The sequence below is a fragment of the Gemmiger qucibialis genome, from assembly GCF_027689445.1.
GTDB lineage: Bacteria > Bacillota > Clostridia > Oscillospirales > Ruminococcaceae > Gemmiger > Gemmiger qucibialis.
Window position 1 is genome coordinate 507,334 of sequence record NZ_JAQFEN010000001.1, and the last position, 18,213, is coordinate 525,546.

Annotated in this window: 12 protein-coding genes; 4 read left to right on the forward strand and 8 right to left on the reverse strand. The window is 48.7% G+C overall.

Going from position 1 to position 18,213, the window contains the following annotated elements:
• Nucleotide 1: 1 nt before the first annotated feature.
• The gene (locus PG062_RS02345; protein WP_270750912.1) at nucleotides 2-181 is read right to left on the reverse strand and encodes a hypothetical protein; all 180 of its coding nucleotides are present in this window, start codon (nucleotides 179-181) and stop codon (nucleotides 2-4) included.
• Nucleotides 182-910: 729 nt separating this feature from the next.
• On the opposite strand from PG062_RS02345, the gene PG062_RS02350 reads away from it, so the two are divergent.
• Genes PG062_RS02350 through PG062_RS02365 form a run of 4 tightly spaced genes read left to right on the forward strand, consistent with a single transcriptional unit; the run spans nucleotide 911 to nucleotide 4,325 of the window.
• Complete coding sequence (locus PG062_RS02350) at nucleotides 911-1,453, forward strand: RNA polymerase sigma factor (RefSeq protein WP_270750913.1); 543 nt, start codon at nucleotides 911-913, stop codon at nucleotides 1,451-1,453.
• Entirely contained in the window at nucleotides 1,450-2,181 is a 732-nt protein-coding gene (locus tag PG062_RS02355; protein WP_270193180.1) for a hypothetical protein, read from the forward strand. The genes PG062_RS02350 and PG062_RS02355 overlap by 4 nt, the downstream gene beginning before the upstream one ends.
• Nucleotides 2,182-2,193: 12 nt before the next feature.
• Nucleotides 2,194-3,075, forward strand: a complete 882-nt coding sequence (locus PG062_RS02360; protein WP_114000671.1) for an ABC transporter ATP-binding protein — start codon at nucleotides 2,194-2,196, stop codon at nucleotides 3,073-3,075.
• Nucleotides 3,072-4,325: an ABC transporter permease subunit gene (locus PG062_RS02365; RefSeq protein WP_270750915.1), complete on the forward strand. Its 1,254-nt coding sequence runs from the start codon at nucleotides 3,072-3,074 to the stop codon at nucleotides 4,323-4,325. Before PG062_RS02360 ends, PG062_RS02365 begins: the two co-directional genes overlap by 4 nt.
• An 867-nt stretch (nucleotides 4,326-5,192) precedes the next feature.
• Here the strand turns inward: PG062_RS02365 and PG062_RS02370 are convergent.
• The 7 genes from PG062_RS02370 to PG062_RS02400 all read right to left on the reverse strand — a co-directional run bounded on the left by PG062_RS02370 (nucleotide 5,193) and on the right by PG062_RS02400 (nucleotide 18,204).
• Nucleotides 5,193-6,434 carry a site-specific integrase gene (locus PG062_RS02370; RefSeq protein WP_270750916.1) on the reverse strand — a complete coding sequence of 414 codons (1,242 nt, stop codon included), beginning with the start codon at nucleotides 6,432-6,434 and terminating at the stop codon, nucleotides 5,193-5,195.
• 176 nt (nucleotides 6,435-6,610) lie between these two features.
• Entirely contained in the window at nucleotides 6,611-6,808 is a 198-nt protein-coding gene (locus PG062_RS02375; protein ID WP_270750918.1) for an excisionase, read from the reverse strand.
• A gap of 11 nt (nucleotides 6,809-6,819) precedes the next feature.
• Nucleotides 6,820-9,123, reverse strand: coding sequence for a phage/plasmid primase, P4 family (locus PG062_RS02380; protein WP_270750920.1), 2,304 nt, complete (start codon nucleotides 9,121-9,123; stop codon nucleotides 6,820-6,822).
• A gap of 263 nt (nucleotides 9,124-9,386) precedes the next feature.
• Nucleotides 9,387-12,389, reverse strand: coding sequence for a type I restriction endonuclease subunit R (locus PG062_RS02385; RefSeq protein WP_270750922.1), 3,003 nt, complete (start codon nucleotides 12,387-12,389; stop codon nucleotides 9,387-9,389).
• Between the two features lie 23 nt (nucleotides 12,390-12,412).
• The gene (locus PG062_RS02390; RefSeq protein WP_270750923.1) at nucleotides 12,413-13,156 is read right to left on the reverse strand and encodes a toll/interleukin-1 receptor domain-containing protein; all 744 of its coding nucleotides are present in this window, start codon (nucleotides 13,154-13,156) and stop codon (nucleotides 12,413-12,415) included.
• Nucleotides 13,156-14,433, reverse strand: a complete 1,278-nt coding sequence (locus PG062_RS02395; protein ID WP_270750925.1) for a restriction endonuclease subunit S — start codon at nucleotides 14,431-14,433, stop codon at nucleotides 13,156-13,158. The genes PG062_RS02390 and PG062_RS02395 overlap by 1 nt, the downstream gene beginning before the upstream one ends.
• Before the next feature lie 12 nt (nucleotides 14,434-14,445).
• The gene (locus PG062_RS02400) at nucleotides 14,446-18,204 is read right to left on the reverse strand and encodes an N-6 DNA methylase (protein WP_270750926.1); all 3,759 of its coding nucleotides are present in this window, start codon (nucleotides 18,202-18,204) and stop codon (nucleotides 14,446-14,448) included.
• Nucleotides 18,205-18,213: the final 9 nt, after the last annotated feature.

Consider the following 18,213-nt stretch of genomic DNA (forward strand, 5'->3'; position numbering starts at 1 on the left):
GCTAATGAATGAGAGTATTATGATGAAGCCGTGGTTGATTGCTGGGATACAGCGATTTGTCGTGCCGCCACGCCTTGTCACCGGGCAGGTTCTTCAGCAGGTGCATGCTCAGAAAATCGTCACAGAACAGGGATTCGTTGAAAAAGCCCTTCTTGAACCATGCGGGGGTAAAATTACTCATAGGCATTCCATCCTTTCGTTGGCGTCACGGAAAAGCGATGTGGTCAATTTGACCACATCGCTTTTCACCGTAACTGGGAAATCAACGTCCTGCCGTTCTCCCTGCATAGATTTCCTGCCCCCTTCCGGCGGCGTTTTCCAGCTCTCCCTTACGGGGTCATCGCCGTGTATCCCATGCAGACGGTCATGCGGTTTTCAAGGTGCAACAGGCAAAACGGAAACAAAAAAGCCGTCACAAAACAGACCAGCCCTGCCTTCACTTTTTCTGGAAGGTCATGCTAGTCGGTTATGTAACGGCTGAAAGCCAAAATGTTCAGCCCCGCAGGGCCAGAACGAATATGTAAAAATATGTTATATTCAATTGTTGGGATAGGTTACCACAAAAATCGAGCCGTGTCAACGTGAACTTGTCGGGGCAAGGCCCCTCCATCTTGCTACGCAAGACCGTTCTGTCGCTTAAAAGCCCCACTGGGGCTTTCATTGCTGCGCTACGCTTCGCAAACGCGAACTTTTGAAAACGCGTCACTTTCGGCAGTGTGCAAGAAAAAACAATGAAAACTTTGGCAAAAAGAGAGAGGGCTGGACGGTGCCAGCCCTCTTGACAAGGAAAAACACAAGGCTCTTTATTATAATAAAGCTATAAGAACATAATAAAGGCAATTATTTGAAATTTTTGAAAAAACAGAAATCATTTTGATGATATGGGACGTTTTAATAGACAGGAAGGGGGGTGAACCGTATCCAGACAGAATTATTGCTGCGGAAAGTGCAGAGCGGAGATACGGGTGCGCTGGACACTCTGATTACAGCGTACTATCCACAAATTCTGAACTATTGCCGTTGGCATACAGCGGACGAGCAGCAGGCGCAGGATGCAGCACAGGAAACCTTTTTGAAAGCGGTGCGCTGGCTGGATTCCTGTGGTGGATTTCAGGGGGCATTCCGTCCCTTTCTGTACAAAATCGCAAAAAACATTTGCATCGATCTGAACCGTACGATGAAGCGGACGGAGGTATCGCTGGAGAGCTTGCCGGGCGAACCCTCCTATCAGGAAAGCGGCTTTGCTGCGGCAGAGGAGAAAGCAAACCTGCGGGCGCTGACGGCCCAGCTGGAGCCGGAACAGCGGGAACTGGTATTGCTGCGGTTCGCACAACAGCTTAAATTGCGGGAGATCGCGCAGATTACAGGTCTGCCCCTGCGCACAGTGCAGTCCCGCCTGCGTGCCGCATTGAAAACCTTGAAAATGCAATTGGAAAAGGAGGACTGGAGATGAATCGAGCCTTTGAAAAAGAACTGTCCAGAGCACTGGCGACAGAGCTTGACACAGCCGCACCGAAAACGCTGCTGCGCCGCTGCCGGGCGGAACATGTCGTAAAACAACGGAGTGATTGGCGTGATTTGCTGCACTGCCAGTTCAAATTGCTGGGCTGGAAGGTCTGGGCGCTGGAAGCAATGGCGGCACTGGCGTTGTACAGTGTGGGTCGGGAACTTGCCCTGTGGGAGAAGGCATGGACATTACGCAACGCACTGTTTGGTCTGAGCACACTTGCCATGCTGACAGCCCTGCTCGGTCTGCCGTTTTTATACCGGGCAAGTCAATATAAGATGCTTGAACTAGAACAAGCCACATATGCAGGAATCGGTCGTCCACTGGTGATGCGGTTTTTGCTGCTGCTGGCGGGGGAAACGATCCTGCTGGGAGTGCTGGTACTCAATGTGCGGGCAGCCGTGCCATGGAGCATCGGGCAACTGCTGGCGGTGCTGACCGTGCCATTCCTAACCGCAAACAATGAGCTGCTTCTGCTGCTGCGCTGGGTGCGCCCGGAATGGATGATGACCGGGGCTGTACCACTGTTTGCAGGGCAGCTGTGTTTGCTGCGGTTCGTGCAATTATCGGAACTGCCGAAAGGTCTGCCACTGGCGGCGGGCGTGCTGGTGCTCTGTATGGTGTTGCAGTGCATCCGGCTTGCCGCCCGGTCAGAATATATTGCAGAAGCTTGAAAGGAACAAGTCATGGAACTGAAAATTCAGAATATTACAAAGCGATACCGGGATAAAACGGCGGTGGATGATGTGTCCATCACTCTCACGCCAGGTGTGTGGGGACTGCTGGGGGCGAATGGTGCAGGCAAAACAACCTTAATGCGGATGCTGGCGGGCATTCTGCGGCCCAGCAGTGGCCGGATTTTGTGCGATGGGGTTGAGATTGGGACGCTTGGTGCGGCCTACCGGGAAAAGCTGGGGTATCTGCCGCAGGAATTCGGGTTTTACCCGGAATTCACGGTGCAGGACTATCTGGAATATATGGCGGCACTCAAGGGTCTGCCGCGCACAGAGGCTGCCCGGCAGATCGACGCACTGCTGGAGCGGGTAAGCCTGACTGAGGTGCGCCGCAAAAAGATCGTGAAGCTTTCCGGCGGTATGAAGCGCCGGGTTGGTATCGCACAGGCACTGCTCAACGACCCGGAAATTTTGATTTTAGATGAACCTACGGCAGGGCTGGACCCCGGAGAACGGGTGCGCTTCCGCAATCTGCTGTCGGAGTTTGCGCAGGAGCGGATCGTTCTTATTTCAACGCATATCGTTTCGGATGTGGAATACATTGCAGCTGAAAATGCCGTGATGAAGGCTGGCAAAATCATTGCACAGGACACCACCGAAGGGCTGGTAAAGCAGATCGAAGCCAAGGTCTGGCAGGGGAACATCCCGATGGAACAGCTTGCCCGGTGGGAATACCGACTGCGGGTAGTGAACCTGCGCAACGAGCCGGACGGAACGGTAACATTGCGGTATCTGGCGGATGCACCGCAGCTGCCGGACAGCGTCCCGGCACAGCCCCGGCTGGAAGATCTGTATCTGTGGCTGTTCCCGGAGGAAATGGAGGAAGCAAAATGAACCTGTATCGTTTGGAATTGAAACGTGTGTGCAAAACTCGTATGACAGCTATTCTGCTGGCCATTGCACTGGTGCTGGCCGTGGTTATGGCATATCTGCCGGTAACCTTTATCGGCTGGACGGAACTGGATACCAGCGGAAACGAAGTGCGTTACACGGGTTTGAAAGCAATTCGGAAACGGCAGGAGCAGCAGGTATCCGATACCATCACGCCGGATGTCATGCAGGAAGCACTGGAAGCCTATCAGCGGGTGTACCGGCAGTATGATGCAAGCTCCATCAACGATATCCCGGTCGAGGTATTTTATAAAGAACTTGCCCGGTATCAGCCTCTTGTGAACAACGCAAAGGAAGCCTTTGCCGACCCGAAAACCGGCATGGCACCGGGCGTGATGGGGCTGACCGCAGAGGATATGCAGAACTTTTACAGCCAGCTCCCCAAACGGCTGGAATCGGTGATCTGGCTGGAACAAAGCGGAAAGCCCGGCTATGAGCAGGCGCAGGCCATTGCACAGAAAAAGTTCGATGCTGTACAAAAACCGTTCACCTATTCATTTGGGGTCAGTCCAGACGCAATGGATTACCAGACCCTGTTGAGCTTGCTGCTCACCCTGCTGTGCGCGGTGATTGCGGCCCCGGTGTTTGCATCGGATGCACAGACCGGGGCGCAGGACATCCAATTGTGCACAAAAAACGGCGGTCTGCGGCTAGCAGCGGCAAAGCTAGCGGCGGCGTTTAGTATCACAGGGGCGGCGTATCTGCTCTGCGGCGTGGTGTGGATCATGGTCACGAATGCTCTATTTGGCTGGGAAAGTACCCAAACTTCCGTGCAATGGCTGTTTTCTGTGACCAGCCTGCTGCCGTATACCGTTGGCCAGATGGAGTGGGTCATGCTGGTGGCAAACTTCCTGATCTTCTTTGCGGAGGTGGCCTTTGTGCTGATGGCATCCGTATGGGCCAAGAACAACCTGACCGCTTTGTCTGTGGCGCTGATCAGTGTGGTGGCACCGCTGATTGTTTATATGGTCGTGCCGGGCTCCTTTGGGGAATGGCTGTCAACCCTGATTCCGGCAGGGGGCATTGGGCTTTCCAATGCATTGCTGTATAAAATGATCAGCTTTGATTTTCTCTATGCAGGCGGGCATGCCTTCTTTCAGGCAGATGTACTGCTGGCATCGGCACCGATCAAGATCATTCTGCTCGTTGGATTGGCAGCATGGGGGTATCTGCGAAAGACCAAGGTGGCTTAAAGGGAAACGCTACTGAAAAAAGTTCATCGGATGCATAGAAAACTGCATCGGATGAACTTTTGTGTCCTAAGCTCCCTGCCATGAATCATGGTTGTTGATATACATTTGATGCGTGGTCTAAACAGGCAAGATTGCAGCTGCCGTTTTGGGCTCGAACCCGACCGTTTTCCCGGCTTTGAATAAAAATCCGATACCTGTTTTAAGGGGCTGATTTTGGCTCTGCACATTTTTGCACACTTTTTGCACACCGGAATAGCTGGATGACAGATGCGAGAGAGGATGACAGGTGCAAAGAATGCAGCGGATGCAAAATGCTAATTTACGACAAAACGCTAAAAACGATGAATTTGCGTAATTCCGGAAATTGATGATTGTTGCACATCGACTTTTCTTAATTAAAGCTTATCGCATTTGTAACATTCTTTCCACAACTTTCTTGTATTATCTTTCAATAATAAGCACAAAGGCAGGCACACCATGTTTCCATAGTGTACCTGCCTTTTTCGCCTTTACGGGTTCAGTGTACCTACTACACCAATCCACCTATTCACTTGTTACACCACACCGCTTTGTAAGGCTCCTTTTCGGGAAAACGTCCCAAAATTGGTGTAGTTGTGGTGTAGTACCGCAGATGCCGTTTGAAATTTGCTTAAAATCTCATCGTATCTGCGTTTTAATTTTGCATTTTACTGCTCAATCGGCTTCATCGTCGGGATTGGGTTAGACAATTTTATGTAAGTCTTTATATCCCACCAAAACCCGTTGCAGCAGCATTTTTCCGTTTGCGGGGAGTTATGTATCTCTACATAACTTATTATATATCAATCCGAATCTGGTGTCAATATTGGTGTCAATGGTGTCAGACGCTTAGTAGACATCAAATTTTCCAGAAATGTTCTGCACGGAGCGTTCCTTCAATTCCTTCTGTGCTTCCGCATAGATTTCCATTGTCGTTTTGATGTCCTTGTGGCCCATGACTTCCTGAATCACTTTAATATTTGGTTCAATCTCGCAATAGCGGGTACAAAAAGTGTGCCGCAGTTGGTGGCAACTGAAATCCGGCAGGATAACGGGAGTGCGGTTTTCTTCCGCTGCCTTTTCCATTTCCTGCGCATTGTAAGCAAGTACAAGCCGGTCAATTTCGCGGTTAATTGCTGCCGGATTGTGGGGTTGCCCGAAGCGGTTGAAAAAGACGAAATCAGTATAGCCGTCAATTACAGTTGTACACCTAACACCTAATTCCTGCTGCAGAATCTTTTCATCTTCAAGTGCCCTGCGGACACCTTTCATCATCGGGATAGTCCTGCATCCAGCGCTTGTCTTTGGTGTCGTCACGGAAAAGTAGCATTTGCCATCTGTATGCTTCCGATAGACCAAGTTATGATTGATAGAAATCGTGTTGTTTTCCCAATCAATATCGCACCAACGCAGACCGACAAATTCTGCAATGCGGCAACCCGTTCCCAACAGGACGGCGAACAAAATGCTCCAAGCGTAGTACAGCGGCTTAGATTTCAGAAACTTCACGAACGCATTCTGCTGTTCCAAGGTCAACGCTTTGCGCTTCGGGCGTTCGTAATTATTGGCCTGCTTAACTTCGCGCAAGACACCATCCGTTGGATTCTTACGGATATAGTCATCGTCCACAGCAACCTGCAAGACCTGCCGCAGTACGTTGTGAATAGTTTCCAGCGTGTTAATCGCCATCGTCTTGCCAATATCGTTGCTCCTTGTCAGGTCATTATAAAGACCAAGGATTGTCGATTTGCGAATGTCCTTGATTTTCATCTTCCCGATTTTGGGGCCGATAAAGTGGTCATACATATACAGGTAATTTACATAAGTGGACTGCTTTAGACCGACCTTGTTCTTCTTCCACAGCTTATATACGTCATCCAGACGCAGGTTGCTTCCGGCGCTGCTGATACCATCGCTTTTATTGCGGTTGATTTCCGCTTCTTTTTTACGCAGTTCGCGCAGCGTCTGTGCATAGGTGCAATGGCGCTTCTTGTCACTGTCAATCCACCGATACATGTACCGATGTTCCTTTTCGCGGTAACTCTCACCATCTTTCAGTACACGGTTATTCTTATCTTTACGGCGTTCCATAGGGTACTCCTTTTCTACTCTATAAAGCAGAAAAGGCTTTACATCTGTCATTATAACAGGCGTAAAGCCTTTTTGCCAGCCTAAATATTACGTTTTTCTATAATTTTGGTGTCAATGTGATAGGTTTAGATAAATTCCTGAGCGGGCCGTAGGCCCGATCAGGGATTCTTTCTGAATTAAATCACATCTGTATCGATGAGGTTTTCTTCCAGCTTCCGGCGCTTAATAAGGCGCTTGCTTCCATTGAAAATCACAAACTGGCAGTTCGGTTCGTCCGTCATTTCCCGCAGCTTGTTGATGCCGATGCCAAAGTAGGCGGCGGCTTCATCCAGCGTAAGACAGTATTTCTCCCAGATAGGGACTTCGTACTTCATAAAATGTCGCCTTACCTCAATCGATAACCGAGCAGAAGGGTCGTCTTTTCACTGCCGTCACGAGGACGCCTGCGGACAACAGTTCCAATCGCCTGCAAGGACTTCTTAAAGTTGGTGCTGTTTTCCGGCATACAGCCGTTGACATCACACCATTCTTTATAGCGCTCGTAAACCGCTGCCGTGCGAGCTTCACCCGTTCTATCTTCAATGAGCTTTTCTTCCGCAAACAGCGCAATCTTGTTGCTATCGCGGCTGTATTCCTTGGTGGCTTCCACAACCGCTGCCGGAGAGTTCAGGCCTTCCTTCTGCAACAGCTGCCAACCGGCAATCAGCCAATTCAAAATAGCGCTCTTGGATTCTTCTTTCGCAAACAGATGTTTCAAATTCGGGTCCTGCTCCTGCGGTTCAAAATGCCGGTCAAACGGGATGACGCGCACACGATTGGACGAAAACAGCGACATATCATCCACACTGGGCAGATAGTTGGTGTTGATATACAGCTTGAACTGCGGACGGAAATCGAACGAATTGCAGTGCAGGAAGCGGGCATTGATGCTGTCATTGCCGGTCATGCTCTTTACCTGCGCAGCATTCAACCGCATCCCGCGCGAGGGCTCGGAAATATTGGCAAGCCGTCTACCCGCAAGACGGGCAAGGTCTTCGCTCGGCCCGGAACTGTTGCGCTGCTTTGCTGCAATCGTTTCCGGGGCAACGGTCAGACCGTAGTCGCCAAACACACGCAGAACGCTTTCCATCAGGGTACTTTTGCCGTTGCGGGTGGTTGCACCGTACAGGAAAAACAGACATTCAAACCGGGAATCGCCGCTAAGAGCGTACCCCAGTGCCTTTTGTAAAAATGCACTTTTATCGGCATCACCGCTCATAACTTCGGTCAAGAACTGGTCGAAGCGGGGGCATTTTGCATTGGGGTCGTAAACGACATCGGCAATCTTGGTGATTTTATCGTCAGGATTGTGACTGCGGAACTTCATGGTCTTCAAGTCCAGCGTACCATTCTTGCAGTTGAGCAAGTTCACGTCTGCGTCAAATTCGCCCATACCGATGTTGTAGACGCTGGCGGCATCGTCAAGGATGGTTTTGCGGTAATTGCGTGACAGCCATCGGATAGTATACCGCAAGTATTCCTGCCGCTTCTTTTCATCTTTAATGTCGAAAGCATAGCGGTTCAGCGCATCACCAATGGTCTTGCACATTTCCATCGTTGCCATGTTGCCTTCATCGGGGGCCCAGCGCGTGCCATCGTAGATGAACCACGATTTGCGGCTTGCCACATAGCGGGCCTGTCCCTTGACGATGTCAGAAAAGAGCCGTCCGCTTCCGTTGTCGGTAGTGGAATACTTGGGATTGGAGTAAGGGTCAAGTTTTTTGATGACGTTGCGGTAATCGCCGTAAGTTTTCAGCATCAGCGGGGCAGACGTGGCAGCTACCGTAACAGTTGCCGTACTGCACTGTGCAACGGGCACAGCCTTTACTGCCGGAGCCGGTTTCCTGTTCCGGGTCACGACATCGAGAGTTTCTTTCAGTTTTGCAACTGCTTCCTCGCCCTTTGCCGCGATATAATCGGAGACATCGCCCTTTTCGGGGATTTCCGGCCACCAGTTATTCAGCTGCATAATGCCCGTGTTGTAATTCGTGGGCTTAAGTGCCTTGAGTGCTGCTTTTGCGTAACCGCGCCCCGCACCATCGTTGTCCGGCAGAATGATAATCACCTTGTCGGAAAAGTATGCGGCATACTCATTTTCCCAATGGGCGCCATTCGGCAGGCTGACCGCCGGGAGGCCATGTTTCGTGAGCGTGTCTACGTCTTTCTCGCCTTCAACCAAAAAGATTGCTTCCGCCTTTTCCAGTACCATCCCATTATACAAGGGAACATTCTCCGGTTTATGGTAGTCGTAGCTGCCGTCAGGCTTTTTGCTGCGCCAAAAGAAGGTTTTGTTCGTATAACGGACTTTCTCTGCGACGAGTTCTCCGTTTTTGTCAAGGTACTGGTAGATGGCAGCAACCTTCCGTTCCGGGTCAGAGCCTTTAGGCTCTGATCCGGAACTTCCACCATCCGGGAACAGGATACGCATCGTCAGCCCGATTTTCGTAAGGGTTGCTTTGGTGTCACCACCACCACGGTCATTCATAAGGATGTATCCATTATCTTTCTTGGTAATGCACAGGCTGGGTTCCTTCTCGTCACGGAGAGGGCTGTAAGCCCGATAGGTGTTCTCGCCAACCTCCTTCACGCCTTTCAGGCGGGAGAGGATGGTCCAGAGGCGGTCATCTACGGTTTCATATACGATTTTCATAATTCAATTTCATAGCGCGCTACGCTCCTTTTCTTTTTTTTGAGCTCGCCTACAGTATACCTGTTCTATATGGCAGACACTATTAGCGTATAACAGCAGTATGCTGTAACTTTACCCGTATAGTGCAGTATGCTGTTAAAGTTGCAAAAAATAAGGAGCAGCTGCTTTCACAGCCACTCCTTAAAAGTGTATTTTCAGTTTTACAGATATATTTGAATGATGCTCAGGCGGTCACTTTTGTAATTGATTGCCCTACACGCCGTTTATGGCTGCTCCCGCAGTTCCTTATAAACCTCATGCAGGAACACACCCAGCACACGGTGTTTGATGTCGTCATTACTCAACAGCAGGCTAAAGAAATCCTGATTCTGGGAAAGCCCCTCAATCAGTGCGTCATCGGTATTGTCGTAGAAGCTGAACTCAAAGTCCTGCTCGGTGTTGTTCTTAGCAGAGGTCTTCAACTTTTCCGAGTGCAGCAGCAGGTCTTTAATTTGCAGCATAACTTTCGTCATGGCGCTGCTATCGTAGCCCTTGCCCGCGCGAGAATTTACCTCATCAATAATTTCCGACAGATGCTTTACTTCATCCACAGTCAGACCGACATCGGCCCCGCTCAACTTTACATTCGGGGCGCTGGCATGGCGCTGTTTGTTGCCTTTATCGCCTTGATTTTCCTGCACAAAATTTGTGGCCTGAATCTTATCTTTCAAGCTGATACCACCGCTGTTGCCGACAACTAAATAAGTCAGCAGCAAATTGACGAACACATATTTTTTGTGCAGTTCCGGGTCCCCAAAGCTGGAGGCCATCGACAGGAACTCATACAAACGTACAAAGCCACGGCAGTTCTTGGTAAAGGCTCGCTGGTGGTCCTCGTTGAACTGATTTTTCAGCACATTTACAGCACGCTGGATGCACTGGTAAACCAGACGGTCCTCTTTGGCTGTGGTGCGCTTTCCTTTCGGGTTGTAGACGATGCTTGCAACCGTATCAACATCGCGGTCATCCAGAACATTGTAGCCGTCAATCTTATTTTCCAGTTCGCGGAGCTGGGCAACCGTGGCGGTGTTGGACAGCACCGTTGTGGTGTAGAACGGCGCAAAGGCTTCTTCCATTTCCTCCGCGTGGTTCACAAAGTCCATGACCACGACCTTTTTATCAAAGGGCGGGCATACACGGTTCAAGCGGGAAAGCGTCTGCACCGCATTTACACCGCGCAGTTTTTTCAGCACATACATGGCGCAGAGCTTCGGCTGGTCGAAACCGACCTGATACTTATTTGCCACCAGCAGAACGTTATACTCGTCCCCGTCAAACACCTTCGGCAGCTTATCCTCAGCAAAGCCGTTCATACTCGGCTCGGTGTATTCGGTATTTTCAATTTTCACTTTGCCGGAGAATGCCACCAGCGCCTTTACATCCTTGTAATTATGCCGTGTGACATAATCCTCGAACGCCTGACGATACTTCACTGCCGCCTCGCGGGATGCCGTGATAACCATTGCTTTTGCCTGCCCGCCGAGTTCCTGCATAACAGTGGAACGGAAATGCTCGACAATGATATTGACGCGCTGATTGATATTGTCGTCAAACAAATCAATATAGCGTGCAATCTGCCGCTTGGCGGCAATCGTCTTCATCTCCGGGTCGTCCTCAATGGTCTTGTTCAGCTCAAAATAGGTCTTGTATTCAATATAGTTTTGCAACACATCAAGGATATACCCCTCCTCGATAGCCTGCTTCATGCTGTACAGGTGGAACGGCTGATACACAGGGTTTCCGTCCGCATCAATGCTTTCACGACCAAACAGGCGCAGCGTCATCGGCTTTGGCGTGGCAGTAAAGGCAAAGACCGACACATTGGGTGCCTTGCCGTGGCGCTGGATTTCATTTTCGATAGCATCCTGCGCATCGGCTTCTTCGGGACCCTCGTTCTGCCCCAGCGTATTTTTGACCGCAATCATATCCTTGCCGGACGTAGACGAATGGGCTTCGTCAATGATAATGGCAAAGGTCTTATTGTTCTGGTTCTGCGCCAGCTTCCAGAAATCCACATAGAGGAATTTCTGAATCGTGGTGACAATGATTTTGTAGTTGCCTTTCAGCGCATCGGCAAGGTCGGCAGAGGTCTTTTTGTCATCAATGGTGCAGACAAGTCCACTCTTATGGTCGATACCCTTGATTGCGTCCTGCAGCTGGCGGTCTACCACCACACGGTCTGTAATGACCAGAACGCTGTCATAGACAATATGGTTTTGGGTATCGTGCAGGGATACCAGCCGATGGGCCAGCCACGCAATGGTGTTGGTCTTGCCGGAACCTGCGGAATGCTCAATCAGGTAATTAAGCTGTGTGCCGTTGTACTCGGCATCTGCCAAAAGCTGACGGACGGCATCGCGCTGATGGTAGCGCGGGAAAATCAGCTTTTCTTTGACGGACTTTTTCCCTGTCAGTTCGTCCACGACCTGCTCACGCTGGATAAAGACGAACTTGGTAATCAGTTCAATCAGGCTGTCACGGCGCAGAATATCATCCCACATATAATGCATCGGATAATCGTCCACGCCGTCATCCAAGGGGTTGCCTTCCCCGGTGTTTACACCCTCGCCGCGCCCACGGTTGAACGGAATAAAGCGTGTGCCAAGACCGTCCAGCTTGGTGGTCATATAGCAGGTGTCGAGGTCCATAGCAAAGTTGACCAAAGCACCCGCTTTGAACAGAAACAGACGGTTCTTCGGGTCACGGTCCTCAGAATACTGCTTGATTGCCATGCGGTAGTTCTGACCTGCGTTCTGGCATTTCAGCTCAAAGGTCGCAATGGCAAAGCCGTTGAGGAACACAACAAGGTCGATGCGCTGGTCATCGTTAATCCAGACTTCCTCCATGATGGAGAAAATATTGGCATTGTACTTGGCAACAAGGTCAATGTTGTAATCGGTGGCTGGCTTACCGTACAGCAGGTCCAGATGCATATTGGAAATTTCAATGCCGGATTTCAGCGTTTCGATAAGGCTGCTGCCCTTGTTATCGATGCTCTGGAGTATAAATTTAACGATGGTTTCCTCGGTCTGTCCGTTGTAGATTTTCCGCAGTGCCGCCATTGTGTCCGGCTGTGTCGTGTCCAGAAAGCGAAACAGCAGTTCGCGGTCCATGGCCGTGGTGCGGTCATAATTCGTTTTGCATTTGCGCTCTATGTAGCCGTTATTATCAATTAAGTAGTCGATGATATAACGCTGATAGTCGCGCTCAGTTCCGATAATTTTCACGGAACCACCTTCTTTCTTTTTCCTCAAGCAGATTTTAGACGCTTGATTAGCTGCTTTGCAAAAAGCAACGCTATTTGGTCACAGCTATACTTATCGGAAGGAATTCCCTGTATATCTGCGACAGAAGGATACTTTTCCTTTAGTTGTTCTGCCGTGATGTTGTGCAGAATCGGCAAAATCAGTTTTTGCCCATTACGATTTTGCCGATTAAGAAATTCATTCAACTCTTTCTCTGTCCATTCTCGGTCAAAGAAGTTTTCGGAGATGACAATAATTGCAAATTCTGCTTTTTTTGTTCCATCAAGGATTTTGTCTTTCCACTTGTCGCCCCACTCAAGCGATTCCTTATCATAGAAGATAGAAATTCCCAGCGCTTTCAGAGATTGATACAGTTCCTCGACCAAATCTTCTTTATCTTTGTTCGCGTGCGAAATAAAAACATCATACTCCGGAAGCGTCCTTGCTTGATATTTGGGAACATTCACAGATTGGATTCCGTTCATTTTATCAATAAATTCCCGGTCACCTTGTATACTTTGTAAGCAAGTCATTAACTCTCCAACAGCATTGTTAGGGCGGTGGAAAAGCAATGTTTTCATTCGTTGCCCCAAAGGATGTTCTTTTAGATACTTATCGTTAAATATTTGCACGTCATTCATCCATTTAGAAGCTGCGTTGTCATTTTCTAAAAAGCCAATGCCAAGCGGAGAGTAAATGTCAGCAGCCTCCTGCAAGAGTAAATTGAGTTGTTCTTCAAAATCAGCCATCACACAACCTCCTTTTTGCCTGTCACATATTCATAGATAAGGGATTTTTTATAAGAATCAATAATCGCAAGCTGTTGTTTTTTGCTTGCAATTATCGACTCTATCCCTTTGCACACGCAATCAAGGCGTGCTGCGATATTTTTCTGCTCATCAAGTGGCGGTGCGACAATGTGCATCTTGGAAAGCTCGCAATAATTCAAGCCTTGACGAACACCATTGCCCATATTGTACAGAACCTTCATAACATCATAGGCGTACAAAAGGTAATGGAAATACTCCGGAACTACTTCTTTAGCAGCCTTTAATGTTACATATGCAGAAGTAATAATGCCATGTTCTTTAACAAGCCCTGTCCGCAGGCTACGCTTGTCATTCTGCAAATCTGTAAGCCGAAGAACAATATCTCCCGGTTCAATGATGTTATAGCCATTAAAACTGTCCGGCAGAAGTCCCTCAGATGTATTGATGTCTTTCCGAATCACTTTTCCATAGCTGAGTGACAACAAGTTCTGCTCTTGTCCGAGATAGTTTTTTTTCTTTCTTTCGGCAAAATAATAATACAAAGGGCGAACGTCCCAATGGACAGGAATATTTCCGACCCACTCAATACCGCTATCCTTCATTTCCACATCCGGGTTCAGTCCCTTGGTGACAGCCTCGGTAATGACGGAACGCTTGTACTGCTCTAATATTTCGATTTCTTTCTGGATGTCAGCCGAGATGGCATCAATTTCGGAACATTTGGAATCAAGGAAGTTGGCAATTACTTTTTGTTCACTTAATTGAGGACGATAATAAAATTGATTTTTAATTTTACTCTGACTAATGTTAGGCTGACCACCACCAATCGACTGACTCAAGAAATCTATTTTGCACATAGATAGCCAGTAATACATGAATTTCAAATCATTGTTGTTATCTGGTTTTATACAACAACAAGCCTGATTACTGCATGCATCAATTGTTGAAATCGCAATATTGCCAACAGATGCACCATACATAGCAACCACAATAAATGGTGCGGCGTATATTTGCAAGGCTGAAAGGTGTAGAGCTTTAGCTGATAAAGAAACTGCTGTATTACTTATATATGATGTTTTATATAGATCACCGCTTTGAATCCAGCAGATGTCCTCACTGTTATAATAGTCGATATTACTGCTTGTAGGAGTTGTTCCACTGCCAATAGAAGAAATCACATTTTTGATTTTGCATCTTTCCCATGTTGCAGGGACGTTCCCAATCCACTCAATCCCGCTATCTTTCATTTCACGCATAGTTCCACCACCTTACCCAAACAGCTTCGCAATGCGCTGGCTGACAGACTGCTCCAGTTCCATAAACTGCTTTGCCAATTCCTCGCTGGGTACAGGCTGCTCGTACTTGTAGAAATACTGCGTGAACGGAATCTCTGCGCCCGTCTTGATAACAGGCTTCTTGGCATCCACCTTTTCCTCCCAAAACGCCTTTGCATCTGGCACATGGGGCAGAACCTCCCGTGCCATATAATCATCGATGGATTCCTCATAAGGCACACGCTCGGTATCTTTGGAATCCTTATCATAGAGAATTGCGCCGTGCTTGTCTCTCTGGATTTCAGCATTTTTATCCATCACGGACAAGCCATCCGCAATTTTGTCCAGCAGCTTTTTATCATCGGTCACTTTTGCCAGTGCCTTGCGCAACACCGGCATAAAGACTTCCGGGGAAAGATAGATTTCATCCGAAACCGCGTCCTGCAAAACAGAGATAACAGCCTCGTAGATAGGCTTTTGCTCATACAGCTTGTCCAGCTTCATTTTGTCCTTGACGGAAATCTGTGCGCCCTGTTCTTCCAGTTCATCGACCTTGGCGGGGTCATATACGGAATTCAGTGTACCGTCCGCCAGCATCTGGTCAATGCGCTCCTCCGTAATGGCATAGCTGCGCTGCAGCGGCTGCATGACCGTGTACTCACGGTACAAAAATTCTTCTTTCTTGAAGATTTTGCAGTATTCGTTCTTTTCAAACGCCGTGTACAGTTTAACGATTTTGCTGCGGTCCTCCGGCAGAAGTTCGTTTTTCTTGTTGCCTGCCGCCTTGCGCAGCTTGTGGAAGATGCTGGTGGCATCAATCAACTGCACATAGCCCTTGCGTTCCGGGCGCTTGTTCTTGGACAAAATCCAGACATAGGTAGCGATACCCGTGTTGTAAAACAGGTCGGTGGGCAGTGCGATAATGGCCTCCAGCAAATCCTGTTCCAGAATCCAGCGGCGAATTTGGCTTTCGCCGGATGCCGTACCGCCTGTAAACAGCGGGCTGTTATTCTCGATAATCGCAGCGCGGCCAACCTTGTCATCCATCTTATCAATAGCCGACTGCATGAAAATCAGCTGGGAGTCGCCGCCGCTCGGCAGACCTGCACCCCAGCGACCCTTCTTGCCGCGCTTAAACTCATTGCGGACAGCATCCTCCTGCCCGGCCTTGGCGTCTTTTCCTGCCCACGGCGTGCCGAAGGGCGGATTTTCCAGCACGAAGCGCATCTTGATGTTGGGGAAGCAATCCTCTTTGAAAGTATCGGCATTGCGGAAGTTTTCAATGTTCTGCCCTTTAATCATCATCTCTGCCAGACCGACAGCGTAGGACTGGGGCATAAATTCCTGCCCGAACAGACGCACATCGGCACTGGGATTGTAGTGTTTGATAAAGCTGTACGCCGTGCTGAGCATACCGCCTGTTCCGCAGGCTTGGTCGCAGACAGTGACAACCTTGCCATCATCGAAAATGTCGTCACAGCCTTCGCTGATAAGCACAGCGACAAGGCACTTGATAATGTCACGACCTGTGTAAAACTGACCGGCATCTACATTCTGATAGAACTTGCCAATCAGATGCTCAAAGATATAGCCCATCTTGATACTGTCGTAGGTCTTAGGGTCCAAATCCAAGTCGGCAAATGCCTGCACCACGCTGAACAGACATCCGTCCTTATCCATCTTGTCGATGTGACTGAACATTTCAAGGCCATTGAAGATTTCCTGTACTTCGGCGGAGAAGCCTTGAATGTACACTTTGAAATTGGATTTAATGTTGTCCGGCTCGTTGCACAGTTCTTTCAGCGTGTAGGGCGAGGTGTTATAGAACTGATAGCCGGAAATGCGGTACATTGCCTTCGGCGGATAGTTCGGATTTTCTGCAAATTTGGCCAAAACTGCTTCCTTGTGCGGCTCCAAGGCACACTCCAAGCGGCGCAGAATTGTCATAGGAATAATGACATCGCCGTACTTATCCGGCATATAGGAGCCGCGCAGTTTGTTGGCGATGCTCCAAATAAAGTTTACTTCCGGGGTGACATCAATTGGGGATTCATCCCACAAAGCGTCAAAGGCAATTTTGTCCGACATTGTTTCCTCCGTTTGTTCCTCTCTCGAAAGATACTGCCTGTCTTTTTTCAACGGCTTCAAATCCAGCAAGACATGGCTGTATTCTTCCAGCCCGTAGCCTAACAGGTTTGGATATATGGATAAGGGAATTCCAAAATTATGGAGATAGATTTCAGGCGCGACATCAGTTTCAACCGCAGGTGTGTTAATTTTTGCAGTTGTTATGCGGTCAACCGTTGTAAAATACATTTCCTTATGTATCGCGTATTCTTCGTGAGATTTTTCGTTTGGCTCTTGCGCCGCAAAATAGTTTGCCATCATCGCAGCACCGTACAAAACGCGGGCGCGAATCTTCTTAAAAGATGCTGCGCGTGACCACCGTGCAGATTTACTTTTTTCATTTGACTTGGCACAATTCATCAAAGGTTTCTCCGCAGCTAATATGGCTTTTTCATATCTGCTGCGGTCAACGCCGTTGTACTGCTCTGCAAAGCGCACAACAGGCTCTTTCGCCTGAGTCATGCATTGCTGTAATTGCTCATACGGCAGGATGTTGTGCTTGTCACTGAGAATCCAATCATTTACCAGCTTGCACTGACCCGCAAGTTTGCGATAAATATCCATACCGGCTTCTTTTAGCCAATATGCAACGCCAATTCGAGGGAATGCATCCAGCACTTTTTTGAGAAGGATGTAGTCTTTGCTGTTGGTCGGAATTGCCTCGTCATCATTATCAAGCAGTGTCCAATTCCGCCGCAGTAAAGGATAATTCTTGCTATCATCGTTGCCTTTTTTGACCGTTTCCAATCCGTTCAGCAAACGCTTACGCACATCCAGCCGGTCTACCATAATTGTTTCGATAGGAAAATTTGTCTTGGCAAAATCAAATGCCGCGCTGTCTATGCTGGTAAAAACGCGTTGGATATTCTGCTTGTTCTTTAGCTTGCTCAAAAAGGCTTCTGCGGCTTTTGTATCCTCGTAGGGGAAAAATTCAATCAGTTTTTCAGTATCCACGTTCGCACATAGGCAGCAATCAGCTTGTTGCCCCTGCACATTCAATGTGATAGTGTACAAGCCGAGCGTAGAAATATTATCCCAATCGCGCTCTTTGTCATATTTATCCACTGCCTTGTCAAAGCATTTATCGACTGTATGCGGGGAAATATCAAATATTTCAGCAAGCGTATTTATCTCCATATGCATAGCCTGCTGCCCAAGATGTTCTTTCACTTGCAAGGTCAGCTTTTTGTCTTCTTTATCCACAAGTTTGGAATCATCCTGCATTCTAGCATTGTATGTTTTCTGCTCAGAATAGCAGTTATAGCAAAGCCAGCGTATGCGGCGCAAATAAAGCGTTGCCGGGTGAATTTCGTAGGTAGGTTTCCTTCCCTCGTGCGGGATTTCCACTCTGCAATAATGCGTCAGCTTGGATTCTGATACGCTGGCAATCGCATCCTCCAGATAGGGTGTACCACATTCCGGGCATTCGCCAACACTTTGCTTACACACCCAGTAGGCAGCGGGTTTTCTCCCACTGGATGGTTCATAACCGTAAATAGCATAATCATCCGGCAGGTCGATTTCCTTCAACCTTGCATTGTATTTAGCGGTATCAGCTGCTTTAAGAATCCGCTTCTCACGGATAAAGTGAGCCGACAGTTCCGGCTTCGGCCTTTTGGTTGACATCCTACACCC